Source organism: Klebsiella sp. DY2415, assembly GCF_026314315.1.
In the GTDB taxonomy this organism is placed as follows: Bacteria; Pseudomonadota; Gammaproteobacteria; order Enterobacterales; family Enterobacteriaceae; genus Klebsiella; species Klebsiella ornithinolytica.
This window is the reverse complement of record NZ_CP111115.1, coordinates 866,535-885,504: the sequence shown is the minus strand read 5'-3', so window position 1 is coordinate 885,504 and position 18,970 is coordinate 866,535. Positions and strand designations below refer to the sequence as shown.

19 protein-coding genes are annotated in these 18,970 nt (G+C 57.5%); 8 read left to right on the top strand and 11 right to left on the bottom strand.

Annotated elements, in window-relative coordinates; translation table 11 throughout:
* Window positions 1–81 precede the first annotated feature (81 nt).
* From recJ to xerD, 3 genes are read right to left on the bottom strand one after another with little or no spacing between them, the layout of a single operon-like run.
* Window positions 82–1,815, bottom strand: coding sequence for a single-stranded-DNA-specific exonuclease RecJ (gene recJ / locus OQV00_RS04250; RefSeq protein WP_015585785.1), 1,734 nt, complete (start codon window positions 1,813–1,815; stop codon window positions 82–84).
* 5 nt (window positions 1,816–1,820) lie between these two features.
* Complete coding sequence (dsbC, locus tag OQV00_RS04245; RefSeq protein WP_004867349.1) at window positions 1,821–2,534, bottom strand: bifunctional protein-disulfide isomerase/oxidoreductase DsbC; 714 nt, start codon at window positions 2,532–2,534, stop codon at window positions 1,821–1,823.
* Between the two features lie 22 nt (window positions 2,535–2,556).
* Window positions 2,557–3,453: a site-specific tyrosine recombinase XerD gene (gene xerD / locus OQV00_RS04240; protein ID WP_032718225.1), complete on the bottom strand. Its 897-nt coding sequence runs from the start codon at window positions 3,451–3,453 to the stop codon at window positions 2,557–2,559.
* A 177-nt stretch (window positions 3,454–3,630) separates the two neighbouring features.
* On the opposite strand from xerD, the gene fldB reads away from it, so the two are divergent.
* Window positions 3,631–4,152: a flavodoxin FldB gene (gene fldB, locus OQV00_RS04235; protein ID WP_004867353.1), complete on the top strand. Its 522-nt coding sequence runs from the start codon at window positions 3,631–3,633 to the stop codon at window positions 4,150–4,152.
* Window positions 4,153–4,159: 7 nt separating this feature from the next.
* Here the strand turns inward: fldB and OQV00_RS04230 are convergent, their stop codons facing one another.
* The gene (locus OQV00_RS04230; protein ID WP_004867355.1) at window positions 4,160–4,570 is read right to left on the bottom strand and encodes a protein YgfX; all 411 of its coding nucleotides are present in this window, start codon (window positions 4,568–4,570) and stop codon (window positions 4,160–4,162) included.
* On the bottom strand, window positions 4,551–4,817 hold the full coding sequence (gene sdhE / locus OQV00_RS04225) for an FAD assembly factor SdhE (protein ID WP_004867358.1): 267 nt from the start codon (window positions 4,815–4,817) through the stop codon (window positions 4,551–4,553). The genes OQV00_RS04230 and sdhE overlap by 20 nt, the downstream gene beginning before the upstream one ends.
* 296 nt (window positions 4,818–5,113) lie before the next feature.
* On the opposite strand from sdhE, the gene ygfZ reads away from it, so the two are divergent.
* Entirely contained in the window at window positions 5,114–6,097 is a 984-nt protein-coding gene (gene ygfZ, locus OQV00_RS04220) for a tRNA-modifying protein YgfZ (RefSeq protein WP_015585783.1), read from the top strand.
* A gap of 121 nt (window positions 6,098–6,218) precedes the next feature.
* On the opposite strand, the gene trhA is transcribed toward ygfZ, so the two are convergent.
* Both trhA and yqfB read right to left on the bottom strand, forming a co-directional pair.
* Window positions 6,219–6,878, bottom strand: coding sequence for a PAQR family membrane homeostasis protein TrhA (gene trhA / locus OQV00_RS04215; RefSeq protein ID WP_004867362.1), 660 nt, complete (start codon window positions 6,876–6,878; stop codon window positions 6,219–6,221).
* Between the two features lie 161 nt (window positions 6,879–7,039).
* Complete coding sequence (gene yqfB / locus OQV00_RS04210) at window positions 7,040–7,351, bottom strand: N(4)-acetylcytidine aminohydrolase (RefSeq protein ID WP_004867365.1); 312 nt, start codon at window positions 7,349–7,351, stop codon at window positions 7,040–7,042.
* Between the two features lie 49 nt (window positions 7,352–7,400).
* Between yqfB and OQV00_RS04205 the strand changes: the two genes are divergently transcribed.
* The 6 genes from OQV00_RS04205 to OQV00_RS04180 all read left to right on the top strand — a co-directional run bounded on the left by OQV00_RS04205 (window position 7,401) and on the right by OQV00_RS04180 (window position 13,338).
* Complete coding sequence (locus tag OQV00_RS04205) at window positions 7,401–8,129, top strand: MurR/RpiR family transcriptional regulator (RefSeq protein ID WP_004867368.1); 729 nt, start codon at window positions 7,401–7,403, stop codon at window positions 8,127–8,129.
* Window positions 8,130–8,248: 119 nt separating this feature from the next.
* Window positions 8,249–9,682, top strand: a complete 1,434-nt coding sequence (locus tag OQV00_RS04200; RefSeq protein ID WP_004867372.1) for a 6-phospho-beta-glucosidase — start codon at window positions 8,249–8,251, stop codon at window positions 9,680–9,682.
* Between the two features lie 134 nt (window positions 9,683–9,816).
* A complete protein-coding gene (locus OQV00_RS04195; protein WP_004867377.1) occupies window positions 9,817–10,176 on the top strand; it encodes a hypothetical protein in 360 nt (119 codons plus the stop codon).
* A gap of 48 nt (window positions 10,177–10,224) precedes the next feature.
* A complete protein-coding gene (locus tag OQV00_RS04190; protein WP_266279879.1) occupies window positions 10,225–12,234 on the top strand; it encodes a protein-disulfide reductase DsbD family protein in 2,010 nt (669 codons plus the stop codon).
* A gap of 2 nt (window positions 12,235–12,236) precedes the next feature.
* Entirely contained in the window at window positions 12,237–12,848 is a 612-nt protein-coding gene (locus OQV00_RS04185) for a DsbA family protein (protein WP_048024954.1), read from the top strand.
* Complete coding sequence (locus OQV00_RS04180; protein WP_266279877.1) at window positions 12,838–13,338, top strand: protein disulfide oxidoreductase; 501 nt, start codon at window positions 12,838–12,840, stop codon at window positions 13,336–13,338. The genes OQV00_RS04185 and OQV00_RS04180 overlap by 11 nt, the downstream gene beginning before the upstream one ends.
* A gap of 66 nt (window positions 13,339–13,404) precedes the next feature.
* On the opposite strand, the gene OQV00_RS04175 is transcribed toward OQV00_RS04180, so the two are convergent.
* The 4 genes from OQV00_RS04175 to gcvT all read right to left on the bottom strand — a co-directional run bounded on the left by OQV00_RS04175 (window position 13,405) and on the right by gcvT (window position 18,704).
* On the bottom strand, window positions 13,405–14,148 hold the full coding sequence (locus tag OQV00_RS04175) for an SDR family oxidoreductase (protein WP_044347388.1): 744 nt from the start codon (window positions 14,146–14,148) through the stop codon (window positions 13,405–13,407).
* Window positions 14,149–14,207: 59 nt separating this feature from the next.
* Window positions 14,208–17,081 (bottom strand): aminomethyl-transferring glycine dehydrogenase, encoded by a 2,874-nt coding sequence (gene gcvP, locus OQV00_RS04170; protein ID WP_015585776.1) that lies wholly within the window; start codon window positions 17,079–17,081, stop codon window positions 14,208–14,210.
* 114 nt (window positions 17,082–17,195) lie between these two features.
* Window positions 17,196–17,585, bottom strand: coding sequence for a glycine cleavage system protein GcvH (gene gcvH, locus OQV00_RS04165; RefSeq protein ID WP_004867393.1), 390 nt, complete (start codon window positions 17,583–17,585; stop codon window positions 17,196–17,198).
* 24 nt (window positions 17,586–17,609) lie between these two features.
* Window positions 17,610–18,704, bottom strand: a complete 1,095-nt coding sequence (gene gcvT / locus OQV00_RS04160; RefSeq protein WP_015585775.1) for a glycine cleavage system aminomethyltransferase GcvT — start codon at window positions 18,702–18,704, stop codon at window positions 17,610–17,612.
* Between the last annotated feature and the right edge of the window lie 266 nt (window positions 18,705–18,970).

The window sequence follows — 18,970 nt, the reverse complement described above, 5'->3', positions numbered from 1 at the left end:
AGAGCGGAATTGTACCGGATCCCCGCTCTCTTTTATATATACTTCGGCTTTCCGTCAGCCTGTTTGTTGACGGCTTTTTCGTCAGACCGGCCAGAGATGGTCAATGATAAGCTGCAGGCTGCGGTTGCCTCGGAACTCATTAATATCGAGCTTATAGGCCAGAGTGACTTCGCGTACGCCGTTATCCGGCCAAATCGAAGTATCAACGTTGAAGGCAATCCCGTCCAGCAGCGGGCCGCCGCCAACCGGTTCGACCATCACTTTAAGATGTCGCTCGCCCACCAGGCGCTGCTGTAACAGGCGGAAACGACCGTCAAACAGCGGCTCCGGGAACATCTGTCCCCAGGGTCCCGCCTCACGAAGCAGATGCGCAACTTCCATGCTCATCTCAGCCGTTTCCAGCGGGCCGTCAGAGATCACTTCTCCCTGCAACAGCGCCGGATCCAGCCACTCGGTGACCAGTTCGCCGAAACGCAGCTGAAACTCCTCAAAACGCGCCTCTTCCAGCGACAGCCCCGCCGCCATCGCATGGCCGCCGAACTTGAGAATCAGCCCCGGATGCAGCGTATCAAGGCGCTCAAGCGCATCGCGCATGTGCAACCCCTGGATAGAGCGCCCGGAGCCTTTTAACAGCCCGTCGCCGGTTGGGGCGAAGGCGATAACCGGGCGATGGAAACGCTCTTTAATCCGCGACGCCAGAATCCCCACCACGCCCTGGTGCCACTGCGGATGATACATCGCCAGCCCCCCGGGCAGCGTGTCGCCGCTGCGTTCCAGCTGCTGGCACAGCGTGAGCGCCTCCGCCTGCATCCCTTGCTCAATCTCTTTGCGCGTCTGGTTCAGCGCATCCAGTTCATTAGCCAGCATCCGCGCTTCGCCGACGTTATCACACAACAGCAGCGCCACGCCGACCGACATATCATCCAGCCGGCCTGCCGCATTCAGCCGCGGTCCCAGGGCAAACCCCAGGTCGCTGGCGGCCAGCTTTTGCGGATCGCGGTTGGCAATCTCCAGCAGCGCTTTGATCCCCGGACGGCACTTACCGGCACGGATACGGCTCAGCCCTTGCCAGGTGAGAATGCGGTTATTAGCATCCAGCGGCACAACGTCAGCCACCGTCCCGAGCGCGACCAGATCCAGCAGTTCGGCAAGATTCGGCGGCGTGATGCCCCGTTCTTCAAACCAATTTTTATCACGCAGGAACGTGCGCAGCGCCAGCATCAAATAGAACGCTACCCCGACGCCGGCCAGCGATTTCGAGGGGAAATCGCAGTCGCGCAGATTGGGGTTCACAATGGCTTCCGCTGCCGGCAGCGTCTCACCCGGTAGATGGTGATCGGTCACGACCACCGGGATCCCCAATGCGTGGGCACGATCGACGCCGGCATGGGAAGAGATGCCGTTATCCACGGTCATAATCATCTGCGCCCCGCGGGCGTGGGCCTGATCGACTACTTCGGGGCTTAACCCGTAGCCATCTTCAAAACGATTTGGCACCAGATAGGAGACATTGCTGTAGCCCAGCGCGCGCAGCGCCAGCACGCTCAGCGCGGTACTGGTGGCGCCATCGGCGTCAAAATCACCGACCACGACGATATGCCGCTCTTGCCTGAATGCGTCGTAGAGCATCTCAACGGCTTTTTCGATGCCGTTCAGCTGCGTCCACGGCAGCATGCCTTTGACGCTGCGTTCGAGCTCCTGGGCATGCAGGACGCCGCGGCTGGCGTACAGCCGCTGCAGCAGCGGCGGCAGGTCGGCGGGGAGCTCAGCCCCTTCAACCACCTCACGGCGGCGTAGTTGTATCTGTTGTTTCACGCGAATTATTTACCGCTTGTCTGTTTTTGATGCTCATCAAGGAAGGCTTTCAGCTCTTTCGGCCCCTGATAACCCGGAAGCACGTAGCCGTTGCTCAGCACCATCGCCGGCGTGCCGTTAACGCCGAACTGCACGCCAAGCGTGTAGTGTTTGCTGATATCGACCTGGCAGCTCGCCGGCTGAATACCTTTACCGCTCATCGCGTCATCCAGCGCTTTGTTACGATCTTTGGCGCACCAGATGGCTTTCATATCCTGCTCGGTCTGGCTTTGCAGGCCCTGGCGCGGGAAGGCCAGGTAGCGAACGGTAATTCCCAGCGCGTTATAGTCGCTCATCTCTTCGTGCAGCTTGTGGCAGTAGCCGCAGGTGATGTCGGTGAAAACGGTGATAACGTGTTTTTCCTGCGGCGCTTTATAGATAATCATCTCTTTTTCCAGCGCGTTCAGCTTGCCCACCAGCAGCGCGTTGGTGACGTTTACCGGCTGTGCGCCGCCGACATCATACATCGGCCCCTGGATGACGTGTTTACCGTCATCGGTCACATACAGCACGCCGCTGTCGGTCAGTACGGTGCTCATTCCGGCAACCGGCGATGGCTGAATATCCGTATTCTGTACGCCCAGTTTAGCCAGCGACTGTTTGATAGCCGCGTTATCCGCATGGGCCGCACCGGACAGCGTCGCCGCCAGCAGCGTAAACATCAATAAACCTTTTTTCATACTCAGTCCTTTTATTCAGCACTCACGCCCGCGGGTGGTGCTGTTGATGAAGTTGTCTCAGACGCTCGGTCGCGACATGGGTGTAGATCTGCGTCGTTGAGAGATCGCTGTGTCCCAACAGCATCTGTACCACGCGTAAATCTGCGCCATGGTTAAGTAAATGCGTGGCAAACGCATGGCGTAAAACGTGCGGGGAGAGCTTCGCGCTATCTATTCCGGCCAGCACGGCATAGTGCTTAATCCGATGCCAGAAGGTCTGGCGCGTCATTTGCTGCGCGCGCTGACTTGGAAAAAGCACATCAGATGCCACGCCGTTCAGCAGCCAGGGGCGCCCGTACTCCAGGTAGTTCTCAACCCACAGCACCGCCTCTTCGCCAAGCGGGACCAGCCGTTCTTTGTTCCCTTTACCCACCACCCGCAGGACGCCCTGACGCAGGCTGATGTCGCTCATCGTCAGGCCCACCAGTTCCGACACGCGCAGGCCGGTCGCGTACAGCACCTCAAGCATCGCTTTATCGCGGAGTTCCAGAGGCTGCTCGACCAGCGGCGCCTGCAGCAGACGTTCGACCTGAGCCTCACTCAGATCTTTCGGCAGCCGCTGCGGCAGTTTCGGTGACGCCAGCAGCGCGCTGGGGTCATCCGGACGAATTTTCTCCCGATAGAGGTGCTGGAAGAAACGGCGCACGGCGCTCAACAGCCGCGCGGTACTGGTGGCTTTATAGCCGCCCGTTTGTCTCTCGGCCAGCAGCGCCTGAAGATCCTCGCCGCTGGCGCTAACCAGCGATAACTCGCGATGATGCAGCCATTCCAATACCATCGTCAGATCCCGACGGTAGGCGCTCAGCGTATTTTCCGCCAGATTGCGCTCCAGCCACAAGGCATCAAGAAACTGTTCGATTCGTGCGAGATCCTCTTTCACATCGCCCTCTTTGCTCGTTAAAACGGCTTCAGTATACCCAAATAAGTGGCCCGGCTGGCAAAAACGGCGGCGCTGTTTTTTCCCGGCCAGCTGGCGGAACAGCTTAAGTATGCGGCTGACGACGGCTTTCTGATAAACTAGCCGCAAAATCACCGCATGAATTGAGATGTTTACGCCATGAACATAGGTCTTTTTTACGGCTCCAGTACCTGCTACACCGAGATGGCAGCGGAGAAGATCCGCGATATCATCGGCCCGGAATTAGTGACGCTGCATAATCTGAAAGATGATTCCCCTTCCCTGATGACACAGTATGACGTGTTGATTCTCGGTATCCCGACGTGGGATTTCGGCGAAATTCAGGAAGACTGGGAAGCCGTCTGGCAACAGCTGGACGCACTGGATCTGCAGGATAAAATTGTGGCGCTGTATGGCATGGGTGACCAGTTGGGTTACGGCGAATGGTTCCTTGACGCACTGGGAATGCTGCACGACAAACTGAGCGCCAAAGGCGTTAAGTTTATCGGTTACTGGCCGACGGAAGGTTACGAATTCACCAGCCAGAAACCGATTATCGCCGATGGCCAGCTGTTTGTTGGCCTGGCGCTCGATGAGACGAATCAGTATGACCTGAGCGACGATCGCATCCAGAACTGGTGCGAGCAAATCCTCGGCGAAATGGCTGAGCAGTTCGCCTGACAGGCTTTTACTCCTGTGCCGGTTTTTGTAACACCAACCGGCGCAGATCTCGCCACTCTTTGGCGTCCATACTGTCTGCAGCGATCCACAGATGCTGGCGGCGACGCGTTTGCATATCCTGCAGACGCAGCAACATCCCGCTATTAATCACCCACGGCGTGCCGACAATCTCCCATTCCGCTTTTTGCCAACGCAAACGCGAATCGGTCATCAGCTTTATTTCCCCCCGACAGGCGTGGATCCGCCGCTGGCTGCGCACGCTGTCGAACACCACCAGCGACAGCAGCAATAGCCATAGCGGCGTGTAGCTCAGCGGCCAGGGCATCAGCAGCACAATAGCCGCCACAATGCCGTGCAGCAGCAGCGAGAACCACTGTGAGCGCCAGGAGATGCGTAAATCAGATTGCCACAGGACCACGTTCCCGATTCCGAGTCTGGATTAATTTTACCATCCGTTGCAGTTGCGCATCAGCCGGTTCGCCATGATTCATCAGCCAGTTAAACAGATCCGGATCGTCGTTTTCTAACAGACGGATAAACAGCTGTTTGTCTTCATCGCTGAGCGTATCGTACTCATACTCGAAAAACGGCATGATGGAGATATCAAGTTCACGCATACCCCTGCGGCATGCCCAGTGGATGCGGGCTTTATTCGTAATGTCCATGTTGTCCTTCCAGCATAAAGAGAGTCTTACGCGCCCTTCAGGTCGCCGAAGCGCTGCCTGACAAGACGTTGTTGATAGGTTAGTTTAACCCGTTTTTTGCACTTACTTTACAGCAATATCGAGAACAGAGAACGCCATTCCACAAAAACCACATTTAAAATATGGCTTTATCTTTCTCCTTTGTTTCCCCGTTTGTGCTTTCAGGGCACAAATGGCCTGCCAAAAGCACTTGCATTGCACCATAGCTCTTTTACCATTAGCTATTCACTCTGCGTTAAGCTATTCAGGACATGACTATGGCTTTTACACCTTTTCCTCCGCGTCAGCCTTCTTCTTCCTCTCGTCTGCCGTTAACGCTGATGACGCTGGATGACTGGGCGCTGGCAACGATTACCGGTCAGGATGGCGAGAAGTATCTGCAGGGGCAGATTACCGCCGATGTCAGCGCATTAACCGACGATCGGCATCTGCTTGCCGCGCACTGCGATGCCAAGGGCAAGATGTGGAGCAACCTGCGGGTTTTCCGCCGCGACGGTGGTTTTACCTGGATTGAACGCCGCAGCCTGCGCGATTCCCAGCTCGCTGAACTGAAGAAATATGCGGTGTTCTCTAAAGTGACCATTGCCGCCGATGATGAACACGTCCTGCTGGGCGTTGCCGGTTTCCAGGCCCGCGCCGCGCTGGCGCCGCTGTTCAGCGAACTTCCGGGCAGCGACAAACCGCTCGTCAGCGACGGCGTGACCAGCCTGCTGTGGTTTGAACATCCGGCGGAGCGCTTTCTGCTGGTGACCGATGTGGCAACCGCCACCCGCGTAACCGACGCGTTGCGCAGCGATGCGCAGTTGAACAACAGCCAGCAGTGGCTGGCGCTCAACATCGAAGCCGGCCTGCCGGTCATAGACAGCGCCAACAGCGCGCAGTTCATCCCGCAGGCGACAAACCTGCAGGCATTGGGCGGCATCAGCTTTAAGAAAGGCTGCTATACCGGTCAGGAAATGGTCGCCCGGGCGAAATTCCGCGGTGCGAACAAACGCGCCCTGTGGTATCTGGCCGGGAAAGCGAGCCGCGTCCCGGAAGCCGGAGAAGACCTTGAGCTGAAGATGGGTGAGAACTGGCGCCGGACCGGCACCGTGCTGGCAGCTGTGCTGCTGGATGATGGTCAACTGCTGGTGCAGGTCGTGATGAATAACGATATGGAACCAGACAGCGTCTTCCGCGTGCGCGATGATGCCGGTACATTAAGCATCGTTCCGCTGCCCTATTCACTGGAAGAGAGTTAAAGCGCGAAGATCGCCTTAACGCTGCCAGGCTCTTCAGGCGGCAACATCCCGGACTGTGCGGTGCTGTCGTTTCGGCAAGCGCCGCACCGCCGGGAAATTCCCCGCCGATGCGGCCTCTTATTTATACCTGACCGACGTACAAATAAATGGCCAGGAAGTGACATACGCTGCCGCCCAGCACAAAACCGTGCCAGATTGCATGGTTATAAGGAATGCGCTTGCAGACGTAGAAGATAACCCCCAGCGAATACACCACGCCCCCGACCGCCAGCAGCGTTACCCCCCCAGCCGCCAGTTTGATCGCCAGCTGATAAACCACGATCAGCGACAGCCAGCCCATCGTCAGATAGGTCACCAGTGAGAGGACCTTAAAGCGGTGCGCAATGGTGAGCTTAAACAAGATCCCCAGCAGCGCCAGGCTCCAGATGACCACCATCAGGCCGCGCGCAAGCGGTGAATTGAGCCCTACCAGTAGAAAAGGCGTATAGGTTCCCGCTATCAGCAGATAGATGGCGCAGTGATCGAATTTTTTCAGCCACAGCTTGGCTCGCTGATGGGGAATAGCATGATAGAGGGTAGAGGCGAGGAACAGCATAATCATGCTGCCGCCGTACAGGCTATAGCTGGTAATCGCCGTTGCGCTGGCGTTGCTGTCGACCGCCTGCACCAGCAGGAGGACGAGGCCAACGATGCCAAATACCAGCCCGATACCGTGACTGATGCTGTTGGCGACTTCCTCTGCCAAAGAATAACCCTGTGTGATTAATGGTTTGCGAACCATATTTGACTCCGAAAACAAGAACGCTTTCAATGCTCACCTAGGGTAACTGAGAATGATTCCAGTGAACACCTGTTAGCTAAAATAAAAAGATTAATATTTGTAAACACTATAAAATCATAATGTTACATTAAAATTTCAACTAACAGTCGTTCGCTGTTTTATCAAAGCCTTTTGAATTCAATAACATAAAACTGGTCTTCGCCTGGATAGATCTCCGCAATGACCTGACGCAGCTGCGCGAGGGTCATATTCTCCTGTTCGGCGTGACGTTCCGTGAGCGTATCGAGCGTTACCGTGGACGTCGCCACCACGCTTATCGTGCAAAAATAGCCGTCATCTTCATAGCGGCCAACGCGCAGCACGTCGCCGGTTTTAAAATGCGACTCGGCGGCATTACGAATGGTGATGGTTTTGCGCCCGGCGAGGATGTCGTCCTGAAAGCGCTGAAAAAAGGTTATGTCATTCGGCTGCATGATATAATTCCATCCTGGTCATTATGAATTGTGAGTTATTACTGTGAGTATGTTCTCCCACGCCGCGATCGCCAGTCTCAATAATCTTGAGATGATGGTCTACCACTACGTCATTAAGAATCGTGACAAAGTGATGTATATGACCATCCGCGAGCTAGCAGAAGCCGCCGGGGTCTCCACGACCACCGTCCTGCGCTTTTGTCGCAAACTGCAGTGCGAAGGCTACTCGGAGTTTCGCGTCCGCTTTAAATTATATCTCGAGCAGAACCAGCCACAACAGGCAAATATCGGTGCCAGTGAAATAATGAGTTTTTTTAAAAGCGTCAACAATGACGAATTTGATAATTTACTCGATCGTGCCGTCGATATTATTCTCGCGTCAGAACGTATTATATTTGTTGGCGCCGGTACCTCCGGCGCGTTGGCAAAATATGGCGCACGCTTTTTCTCCAACGTCGGGAAATTCAGCAATCATATCGACGATCCTTATTTCCCGGTCACCAACGACATGGCGCGTAACGCGCTGGCGATCGTTCTTTCCGTTTCCGGGGAGACTGAAGAGATTCTCCGCTTCGCCAGCCAGTTCAGCCTGCACAACTGCAAAGTAATGTCGGTGACCAGCCATGAACACTCCCGACTGGCGAAGCTGGCAGACTTCAACCTCTCCTGGCACGTCCCGCAAACGCGCATCGGCGGCGTATATGATATTACCACCCAAATTCCGGTTATTTATATTCTGGAGTCCCTGGGGCGTAAATTAGCACGTAAACTCGCCTGAAAATAACACCCTGTTTTTTCGATGTAACATATTCCAGCTGAGGGAAATTGTTATATCGTGACATTTATATTCCCTTTGTTAGACTCGTAAACAGATGCTATTTGATGAGACGAGCAAAGATGAAAAAAATCACCTTACCGAAAGACTTTTTATGGGGCGGTGCGGTCGCGGCGCACCAGGTGGAAGGCGGCTGGAATAAAGACGGCAAAGGCCCGAGTATTTGCGACGTGCTGACCGGCGGCGCCCACGGCGTACCGCGCGAGATTACCCACCAGGTAGAGCCGGGTAAATATTACCCGAACCACGAAGCCATTGATTTCCACGGCCGCTACAAAGAAGACATCAAGCTGTTCGCCGAGATGGGCTTCAAATGTTTCCGCACCTCCATCGCCTGGACCCGCATCTTCCCGCTCGGCGACGAAACTCAGCCGAACGAAGAGGGGCTGAAGTTCTATGACGACATGTTCGATGAGCTGTTGAAGTACAACATCGAGCCGGTGATCACCCTCTCCCACTTCGAAATGCCGCTGCATCTGGTGCAGCAGTACGGTGGCTGGACCAACCGCAAAGTGGTCGATTTCTTTGTGCGCTTCGCCGAAGTGGTCTTCGAGCGCTATAAGCACAAAGTAAAATACTGGATGACCTTCAACGAGATCAATAACCAGCGCAACTGGCGCGCCCCGCTGTTCGGCTACTGCTGTTCCGGCGTGGTCTATACCGACTACGAAAACCCGGAAGAGACCATGTACCAGGTGCTGCATCACCAGTTCGTTGCCAGCGCGCTGGCGGTGAAAGCGGCGCGACGCATCAATCCGCAGATGCAGGTTGGTTGCATGCTGGCAATGGTGGCGCTCTATCCGTTCTCCTGTAAGCCGGAAGACGTGATGTTCGCCCAGGAGTCGATGCGTGAACGCTACGTCTTTACCGACGTGCAGCTGCGCGGCTACTACCCGACCTATGTTCTCAACGAGTGGGAGCGCCGCGGTTTTAACATCGTGATGGAAGCGGGCGATGAACAGATCCTGCGTGAAGGCACCTGCGATTACCTCGGTTTCAGCTACTACATGACCAACGCGGTCAAAGCGGAAGGCGGCAGCGGCGATGCCATCTCCGGCTTCGAAGGCAGCGTGCCGAACCCGCATGTCAAAGCCTCCGACTGGGGCTGGCAGATTGACCCGGTGGGCCTGCGCTACTCGCTGTGCGAACTGTACGAACGCTATCAGAAACCGCTGTTTATCGTTGAAAACGGCTTCGGCGCCTACGACAAAGTTGAAGAAGACGGCAGCATCAACGACGACTACCGTATCGACTACCTGCGTGCGCATGTGGAAGAGATGATCAAAGCGGTGACTTACGATGGCGTCGAACTGATGGGCTATACCCCGTGGGGCTGTATCGACTGCGTCTCCTTTACCACCGGCCAGTACAGCAAACGCTACGGCTTTATCTACGTGAACAAACATGACGATGGCACCGGCGACATGTCCCGCTCGCGTAAGAAAAGTTTCAACTGGTATAAAGAGGTCATTGCCAGCAACGGCGAAAATCTCTGATTCCCTCTCAGTCGCGCCCTCGCCTCGCCAGAGGAGAGGGCGCTTGCCGGTCTTACAGACACTTCTTTACAGCTTTAACATTGCTAAAACGCGTTCGCCCGATAAGATAAGCCTCGTGAATCACAGAGGCGAAAATGATTAAGCGACAGCGAAAAGCCATTCTTCTTGTAGCCCTTGCCTGTCTGGTGGTGCTGGTATGCACCGCGCAGCGTATGGCCGGGCTGCACGCGCTGGTCATGAATGCTACCGCCGTGACGCAATCGATCCAGCAGGGTGAGGATACGGCCGAAGCGCCGGTAACTCCCTGCGAGCTGAGTGCGAAATCACTGCTCGCCGCCCCGCCGGTGCTGTTTGAAGGCGCGCTGTTTGCCGTCGCGCTACTGCTCACGCTGCTGGCGGCAATACCGCCGCGCATTGTCCGCCTCTGGCCTCCCCGCGTTATTTCCCCTCCCCGGCTACGGGTGCATTTGCGATTGTGCGTCTTCCGTGAATGAGGATTTCCCTGACAGTTCAGGTTAATCAATCATTTACGGAGAAAATTTATGCTTATGGTATTCAGGCGACTGCTGGTCTGCCTGCTTTGGCTATGGCTGCCCGTCAGCCAGGCCGCCGACAGCGGCTGGCTACGCGCCGCTGAGAATCAACACGCCAGCGTCCGGCTGCGCGCACAAAACGACGATAGCGGCACAACGCGCCTGCTGCTTGATGTGGCGCTGGAAAAAGGCTGGAAAACCTACTGGCGCTCCCCGGGGGAAGGCGGCATCGCGCCCGCTATCGCCTGGAAAACGCCGCTGGATGTCACCTGGCACTGGCCAACGCCGCAGCGATTTGACGTCGCGGGAATCACCACCCAGGGCTACCACGGTAACGTCAGCTTTCCGCTGGAAATCCACGGACCGGTGCCGCAGATCTTAAGCGGCGTGCTGACACTTTCCACCTGTAGCAATGTCTGCATTCTGACCGACTATCCCTTTGCGCTGGATATGACCACCGCTGCGGGAGATGGCTTTGGCTATGATTTTACCCGCGCACTGGGCACGCTCCCGCGCCCGGACGGCCTGACGTCCCGGCTGACCTCGGCCTATGGCGGCGGAAAGCTCACGGTTACCGCCGTTCGCGAAGCCGGCTGGCGGCAGCCGTCGCTGTTTATCGACAGCATGGAGAATGTCGATTTCGGCAAACCCACCTTCTCACTGAACGGCGAGACGCTGGTCGCGCAGATCCCGGTCACCGACAGCTGGGGTGAGGCGGCACCTGACCTCAGCGGCAAACGTCTGTCGCTGGTCCTTGCCGACAACGGTCTGGCGCAGGAGAGCACGTCGATCGTTAGCGAAGGCCTCCCGGCGCAGGCGCCGGCTTTATGGTGGGTCTTGCTGATGGCCCTTGCCGGCGGGCTGATTCTGAATGTTATGCCCTGCGTCCTGCCGGTACTGGCCATGAAGCTCGGTTCGCTGGTGCAGACCAGGACGCGCGAGCGCGCAACCGTACGCCGGCAGTTTCTGGCCTCGGTTTGCGGCATCGTCGCGTCCTTTCTGGCGCTGGCGTTGATGATGACTCTGCTTCGCCTGGGGAATCAGGCGCTGGGCTGGGGCATTCAGTTTCAGAACCCATGGTTTATCGGCGCGATGGCGCTGGTGATGGTGCTGTTCAGCGCCAGCCTGCTGGGGCTGTTTGAGATTCGCCTCTCCTCCGGCACCAGTACATTTCTGGCGACCCGCGGCGGCAAGGGTCTGATGGGCCATTTCTGCCAGGGCGCTTTCGCAACGCTACTGGCCACGCCGTGCACGGCGCCGTTTCTCGGTACCGCTGTCTCGGTCGCGCTGGTCGCGCCGCTGCCGCTGCTGTGGGGCATTTTCCTCGCCATGGGGGTCGGCATGAGTCTGCCGTGGCTGCTGGTTGCCGCCTGGCCAGGTCTCGCCCGGCATCTGCCGCGCCCCGGACGCTGGATGAACGTCCTGCGCGTGATACTCGGATTGATGATGCTGGGATCATCCGTATGGCTGCTCAGCCTGCTGACGGCGCATATCGGTCGGATGCCGGTTATCGCCCTGACGGCGCTGCTGGCCCTCGCGCTGCTGCTGGCGACGCTCTGGCGCTATCGCTGGCGCACGACGCTGAAGGCTGGCGTGCTGACGTTAGCTGTCGCCGGGGTCGTCGCTTTTCTGTCACCGCCTGACGGCCAGACATCGCGACGCGACCGCGTGAACTGGCAGCCGCTCAGCGAACAGGCGATTAGCGATGCGCTGGCAAGCAATAAGCGACTGTTTATTGACGTCACCGCCGACTGGTGCGTCACCTGCAAAGCCAATAAATACAACGTATTGTTGCGCGATGACGTTCAGAACGCCCTCTCTGAACCAGACGTGGTGGCCCTGCGCGGCGACTGGAGTCGCCCGTCGGCGGCGATCGGCCGCTTTCTGACCACTCGCGGCAGCGCCGCCGTTCCCTTCAATCAAATTTACGGACCGGGATTAGCCCAGGGCCGCGTGCTGTCTCCGCTGCTCAGCCGCGACGAACTCCTCGCCACTCTGTCCGATGCAAAAGGTCAATAATCATGAGAATCATCGCTGCACTCCTTCTGCTGTGCGTTTCAACCTTCAGCCTTGCCGCCCCGGCAGAACCCGCGGATGCCTCCGCCAACGACCAGCTGGCAAAGCTGCTGTTTAACGATCCCGACAGCCCGCGGCTGGGCGCCAAAGCGCCGCGCCTGACTATCGTCTCGTTTACCGATTACAACTGCCCGTATTGTAAGCAGTTCGATCCGATGCTGGAGAAGATCGTTCACGATAACCCTGATGTCCTGCTGATTGTAAAACTGCTGCCGTTTAAGGGGCAAAGTTCGGTTAACGCCGCCAAAGCCGCGCTCTCCACATGGCGCCAGCAGCCGGATAAATTCTGGGCGCTGCATCAGCGGCTGATGGCCAAAAAGGGCTACCACGACAATGCGAGTATTCTCGCCGCGCAGCAAAAAACCGCGACCGATGGGGTGAAAACCGATGATAAAACAATGGACTCGCTGAAGATGAACCTGATTTTGTCTCAGGTGCTGAATATTCAGGGCACCCCGGCGACGATTATCGGCGATCAAATGGTCGCCGGCGCGATTCCTTATCAGGAGCTGGAGGGGCTGGTGAAAGAACAGCTGGCAAAAGCCGATGGTCAGTAAATTACGCCGCTGGCTGCGCGAGCTGATGATCCTGCTGCTGCTGGCCGGCGCGCTCATCGTGGGGATGGATTATCTGCGTCGACCTGCGCTGCCGCCGAATCTGACGACTACACCGCTGCAGACGCTGGAGGGTAACGTGGTCGATCTGCACGCCATGAGCCAGCAGCGCCCGCTGCTGATCTACGTCTGGGCGACCTGGTGCGGAGTGTGCCGTTACACGACGCCATCCGTAGCGGCGCTGGCGAGCAACGGCGGCAATGTCATGACCGTCGCGCTCCGTTCCGGGGATGATGCCATGCTGTCCAACTGGCTGGCGCATAAGAAAATGGCGCTGCCCACGGTTAACGACCCCGACGGCGGACTTTCTCGCCAGTGGGGCGTTCAGGTCACGCCAACGCTTATCGTCATCTCTCGCGGCGAGGTTAAGTCGATCACCACCGGCTGGACCAGCGGTTGGGGAATGCGCCTGCGGCGGTGGCTGGCGTCATAACATCAGCTCGCAAAACGGCTGACCGGGAAGGGCGCACGTCGCCGCCCGGGACTCTCCGGCAGCGGACTATTTCCCACCGGCCAGTTCGAGAAAGCTTCCGGTCACATAGGAGGCTTTCTCGCTCAGTAGCCAGGCGATGGCCTGTGCGACCTCCTCCGGCTGCCCGCCGCGTTGCATCGGCAGCCCCGCTTTTACCCGATCCACGCGCCCAGGCTCGCCGCCGGAGGCGTGCATCTCAGTATAGATAAAGCCGGGACGCACGCCGTTAACGCGAATCCCCTGCGCCGCCACTTCCAGCGACAGTCCGGTGGTCAGCGTATCCACGGCCCCTTTCGAGGCGGCATAATCCACATATTCCCCCGGCGCCCCCAGACGCGATGCCGCCGATGAAACATTGACGATCGCCCCGCCTTTTCCGCCGTGCCGATATGACATCCGCTTCACCGCCTCCCGGCAACAGAGGAAATAGCCGGTGACATTAGTACTCAGCACCTGATTAATCCGCCTGGCGGTCAGGTTTTCCACGGTGCTTTGCGCAAACAGGATACCGGCGTTGTTAACCAACGCGGTCAGCGGCTCCTCAAGACGGTCGATCCCATCAAACATCGCCATGACCTGCGCCTCGTCGCTGATATCGGCCCCCAGCGCAACGGCTTTGCCGCCGAGGACGACAATCTCGTTGACCACCGCCATCGCCGCGCTAATGTTGTGATGATAGTTAACCACCACGGTATACCCTTCCTGTGCCAGCAGCAGCGCCGTCGCCTTACCTATTCCGCGGCTGGCGCCGGTAATCAGTGCTATCGCCATCCTCTCCCCCAAAAAATAAAGGCGCCGAAGCGCCTTTAAAAGATAGTCCAGTCAGTGAATTACTGGTATTCGCTCATCGGTACGCAGGAGCAGAACAGATTACGGTCACCGTAGACATCGTCCAGACGCTTCACCGTCGGCCAGTATTTATTCGCCAGACCGGCCGGGAATACCGCCAGCTCACGGGTATACGGATGATGCCATTCCGCCACCAGCTCTCCCTGGGTATGCGGGGCGTTCACCAGCGGGTTATCTTCCAGCGGCCACTCGCCCGCTTTCACGCGGTCGATTTCCCCACGAATCGCCAGCATCGCGTCGATGAAGCGGTCCAGCTCGACTTTGCTTTCTGATTCCGTCGGCTCAACCATCAGCGTACCGGCCACCGGGAAGGACATCGTCGGTGCGTGGAAGCCGAAGTCGATCAGACGCTTGGCAATATCCAGCTCGCTGATGCCGGTCTCTTCTTTCAGAGGACGAATATCCAGAATACATTCGTGCGCCACGCGACCGTCGCGACCGGTGTAAAGCACCGGGAACGCCTCTTTCAGACGAGTAGCGATGTAGTTGGCATTGAGGATGGCCACCTGGCTCGCCTGTTTCAGCCCTTCGGCGCCCATCATGCGGATATACATCCAGCTGATTGGCAGAATGGAAGCGCTGCCGAACGGTGCGGCAGAAACCGCGCCCTGACGGGTCAACATCCCTTCGATCTGTACCACGCTATGGCCCGGAACAAACGGCGCCAGATGCGCTTTGACGCCGATCGGCCCCATACCCGGACCGCCGCCGCCATGCGGGATGCAGAAGGTTTTGTGCAGGTTAAGGTGCGAGACGTCCGCGCCGATAAAGCCCGGAGAAGTAATACCAACCTGGGCGTTCATGTTAGCGCCGTCGAGGTAAACCTGACCGCCGAACTGATGCACGATTTCGCACACTTCGCGGATCGTCTCTTCATACACGCCGTGCGTTGACGGGTAGGTCACCATGATGCAGGAGAGGTTCTCACCCGCCTGCTCCGCCTTGAGACGCAGATCCGCGAGATCGATGTTGCCGTTTTTATCACAGGCCACGACCACCACCTGCATGCCGGCCATCTGTGCCGACGCCGGGTTGGTGCCGTGCGCAGAACTTGGGATCAGGCAGATATCACGATGGCCTTCATTGCGGCTTTCGTGGTAATGGCGAATAGCCAGCAGGCCCGCGTACTCGCCCTGTGCGCCGGAGTTTGGCTGCATGCAGACGGCGTCGTAACCGGTCAGTTTTACCAGCCAGTCGGAGAGCTGGGCGATCATCTGATGATAACCTTCCGCCTGCTCTGCCGGGCAGAACGGGTGCAGCTCGGCAAACTCAGGCCAGGTGATCGGGATCATTTCCGCCGCGGCGTTGAGCTTCATGGTGCAGGATCCCAGCGGGATCATCGCCTGATTCAGCGCCAGATCTTTACGCTCCAGCGAGTGCATGTAGCGCATCATCTCGGTTTCGCTGTGGTAGCGATTGAACACCGGGTGCGTCAGGATCGCATCGTTACGCAGCATGCTTTCCGGGATCGAGCGGCTGTCGAGGGCCACGTCTTTATCCAGGGCATCGATATCCAGGCCGTGGTCGTCGCCAATAATAGCGCGGAACAGGTTCAGCACATCTTCGCGGGTTGTCGCTTCGTCAAGAGTGATGCCAACGGCGTTATGGATGTCGCTGCGCAGGTTAATTTCCAGCGCTTCGGCGCGTGCCAGCACCGCCGCTTTGTCGACCACGTCCACACACAGGGTGTCGAAGTAGTGAGCGTGGCGCAGCTTGAGCCCTTTTTTCTGCAGCCCGTCGGCCAGAATATCGGTCAGTCGGTGGATGCGGCTGGCGATGCGCTTCAGGCCCTCTGGCCCGTGGAACACCGCGTACAGGCTGGCGATATTTGCCAGCAGTACCTGGGAAGTACAAATATTGGAGTTCGCTTTCTCGCGACGGATATGCTGTTCGCGGGTCTGCATCGCCATACGCAGCGCGGTGTTACCGGCGGCATCTTTTGATACGCCGATAATACGGCCCGGCATCGAGCGTTTAAATTCATCTTTTGCGGCAAAGAAGGCCGCATGCGGACCGCCGTAGCCCATCGGCACGCCAAAACGCTGGGCGGAGCCGAAGACGATATCAGCCCCCTGTTTGCCCGGTGCGGTCAACAGAACCAGCGTCATGAAGTCCGCGGCGACGCTGACCACGACTTTGCGTGCTTTCAGATCGGCGATCAGCTTGCTGTAGTCATGAATTTCGCCGGTGGTACCCACCTGCTGCAGCAGCACGCCGAAAACGTCCTGATGGTCGAGCGCTTTTTCCGCCTCATCAACGATGACGTCAAAGCCAAAGGTTGCGGCGCGGGTGCGCACCACATCCAGGGTCTGCGGATGTACATCGGCGGCAACGAAGAAGCGGTTCGCATTCTTCAGTTTGCTGACGCGTTTGGCCATCGCCATCGCTTCAGCGCCGGCGGTCGCCTCATCCAGCAGTGACGCGGAAGCGATATCCAGCCCGGTCAGATCGAGGGTCACCTGCTGGAAATTCAACAGTGATTCCAGGCGGCCCTGGGAAACTTCCGGCTGGTAAGGGGTGTAAGCGGTATACCAACCCGGATTTTCCAGCATATTGCGCTGAATAACCGGCGGCAGCTGCACGGCGGTGTAACCCATGCCGATGTAAGACTTGAAGCGCTTGTTGCGACCGGCGATCGCCTTCAGTTCCGCCAGCGCGGCGAATTCGGTAGTCGCGTCACCCACCTGCGGGGGTGTCGCCAGCTGAATATCCTGCGGCACAATCTGGCCAATCAGGGCGTTAAGCGAATCGGCGCCGACGGTGTTCAGCATCTCCTGCTGTTGCTGAGCATCCGGACCGATGTGACGTTCAATAAAGGCGCCGCGGTTTTCAAGCTGACCTAAAGTCTGAGTCATGAGCGATGGTTCCTGAAACGTGCAGTGAATCGTATGTGTCTTTACTTACCTGAACAGGCAAAAATCATTCACGCTGCCGGCAGCAGATGCCCGCAGCGTGAAGGGGCAAGATATTTACTCGTTTTCCAGCAGCGCCGCATAGGCGTCCGCGTCAAGCAGAGCCGCAACCTGCGCTTCATCGCTGGCCTTAATTTTAAAGATCCAGCCGTCCGCGTACGGGTCGCTGTTCACCAGCTCCGGAGAGTCGTTGAGCTCTTCGTTCACCGCCACAATCTCGCCGCTAATCGGGGCATAAATATCCGAAGCAGCTTTCACCGACTCGGCAACCGCGCAGTCGTCACCCGCTTCAACGGTTGCGCCAACGTCCGGCAGATCGACGAAAACCATATCGCCAAGCAGTTCCTGGGCATGTTCGGTGATCCCGACGGTGTAGGTGCCGTCAGCTTCTTTGCGCAGCCATTCGTGTTCTTTACTGTATTTCAGTTCTGCTGGTACGTTGCTCATCAATTAATCTCCAAAAAGGGGGAATCACACCACGGCTTTGCCGTTGCGTACAAAAACAGGTTTAGTCACTTTTACCGGCATTTCGCGGTTGCGAATCTGCACAATGGCCGTCTCGCCGATACCGGCCGGTACGCGCGCCAGCGCGATACTGTAGCCCAGCGTCGGGGAGAAGGTGCCGCTGGTGATAATACCTTCTTTCTGATTACCGTCTGCATCGCTAAAGCGCACCGGCAAACCGCCGCGCAGGACGCCTTTCTCGGTCATCACCAGACCCACCAGCTGCTCAGTACCTTTTTCACGCTGCAGCTCCAGCGCTTCGCGGCCGATGAACGCGCGATCTGCCGGTTCCCAGGCAATGGTCCAGCCCATATTTGCAGCCAGCGGAGAGATGCTTTCATCCATCTCCTGGCCATACAGGTTCATCCCCGCTTCCAGACGCAAGGTATCGCGAGCGCCCAGACCGCACGGCTTCACGCCTGCGTCCAGCAGGCCACGCCAGAAATCAGCAGCCTGCTCATTCGGCATGGCGATTTCGTACCCGGCTTCACCGGTATAACCGGTGGTCGCAATAAACAGATCGCCGGCCTGCACGCCAAAGAACGGTTTCATCCCTTCTACGGCCTGACGCTGTGCGTCGGTGAACAGGGTTGCCGCTTTCGCTTTCGCCTGTGGCCCCTGTACGGCAATCAGCGAAAGATCGTCACGGACGGTCATTTCAAGACCATAGGGTTCAGCCTGTTGAGTAATCCAGGCGAGGTCTTTTTCACGGGTGGCGGAGTTAACAACGAGGCGGAAATAATCTTCGGTAAGGAAATAGACAATCAGGTCATCGATGACGCCGGCTGATGCGGTAAGCATACCGGTATACAGCGCTTTGCCGGGTACCGTCAGCTTCGCGACATCGTTAGCCAGCAGATAGCGCAGAAACTCCCGGATGCGGCTGCCGTGGAAGTCGACGATGGTCATGTGCGAGACATCGAACATACCGGCGTCGCCCCGCACCGCGTGGTGCTCATCAATCTGGGAACCGTAATGTAGCGGCATCATCCAGCCATGGAAGTCCACCATGCGAGCGCCGCACAGCGTGTGTTGTTCATACAACGGAGTCTGTTGAGCCATCTTTTCCTCATCGAATAAAACGGAACCCGCTACTGGGTTGGGCGATGTCATTGGGGCGATTTCGCACCACGAAATCCGCCGTCGGCGCCATGTCCGGGCACCGACGCAAACGTTCTCTTTTGCCTGAACTTACCACCGAACCCGGCGCTAAACCATAAGCTAAATCAGGACATCACATTAGCTTATGACTAAAAGTCGCCAAAAAGACTACAGAGTTATTGACTGGAAAAAAGCGATTTATGCCACATAAAATTAACATCATGGCC

Bases quoted from the DNA above. Each gene is read 5' to 3' on its own strand.
- dsbC (WP_004867349.1), bottom strand. From the start codon at position 2,534: ATGAAAAAAGGTTTATTGATGTTTACGCTGCTGGCGGCGACGCTGTCC.
- fldB (WP_004867353.1), top strand. From the start codon at position 3,631: ATGAACATAGGTCTTTTTTACGGCTCCAGTACCTGCTACACCGAGATG.
- sdhE (WP_004867358.1), bottom strand. From the start codon at position 4,817: ATGGACATTACGAATAAAGCCCGCATCCACTGGGCATGCCGCAGGGGT.
- ygfZ (WP_015585783.1), top strand. From the start codon at position 5,114: ATGGCTTTTACACCTTTTCCTCCGCGTCAGCCTTCTTCTTCCTCTCGT.
- trhA (WP_004867362.1), bottom strand. From the start codon at position 6,878: ATGGTTCGCAAACCATTAATCACACAGGGTTATTCTTTGGCAGAGGAA.
- yqfB (WP_004867365.1), bottom strand. From the start codon at position 7,351: ATGCAGCCGAATGACATAACCTTTTTTCAGCGCTTTCAGGACGACATC.
- OQV00_RS04205 (WP_004867368.1), top strand. From the start codon at position 7,401: ATGTTCTCCCACGCCGCGATCGCCAGTCTCAATAATCTTGAGATGATG.
- OQV00_RS04200 (WP_004867372.1), top strand. From the start codon at position 8,249: ATGAAAAAAATCACCTTACCGAAAGACTTTTTATGGGGCGGTGCGGTC.
- OQV00_RS04195 (WP_004867377.1), top strand. From the start codon at position 9,817: ATGATTAAGCGACAGCGAAAAGCCATTCTTCTTGTAGCCCTTGCCTGT.
- OQV00_RS04190 (WP_266279879.1), top strand. From the start codon at position 10,225: ATGCTTATGGTATTCAGGCGACTGCTGGTCTGCCTGCTTTGGCTATGG.
- OQV00_RS04185 (WP_048024954.1), top strand. From the start codon at position 12,237: ATGAGAATCATCGCTGCACTCCTTCTGCTGTGCGTTTCAACCTTCAGC.
- OQV00_RS04180 (WP_266279877.1), top strand. From the start codon at position 12,838: ATGGTCAGTAAATTACGCCGCTGGCTGCGCGAGCTGATGATCCTGCTG.
- OQV00_RS04175 (WP_044347388.1), bottom strand. From the start codon at position 14,148: ATGGCGATAGCACTGATTACCGGCGCCAGCCGCGGAATAGGTAAGGCG.
- gcvP (WP_015585776.1), bottom strand. From the start codon at position 17,081: ATGACTCAGACTTTAGGTCAGCTTGAAAACCGCGGCGCCTTTATTGAA.
- gcvH (WP_004867393.1), bottom strand. From the start codon at position 17,585: ATGAGCAACGTACCAGCAGAACTGAAATACAGTAAAGAACACGAATGG.
- gcvT (WP_015585775.1), bottom strand. From the start codon at position 18,704: ATGGCTCAACAGACTCCGTTGTATGAACAACACACGCTGTGCGGCGCT.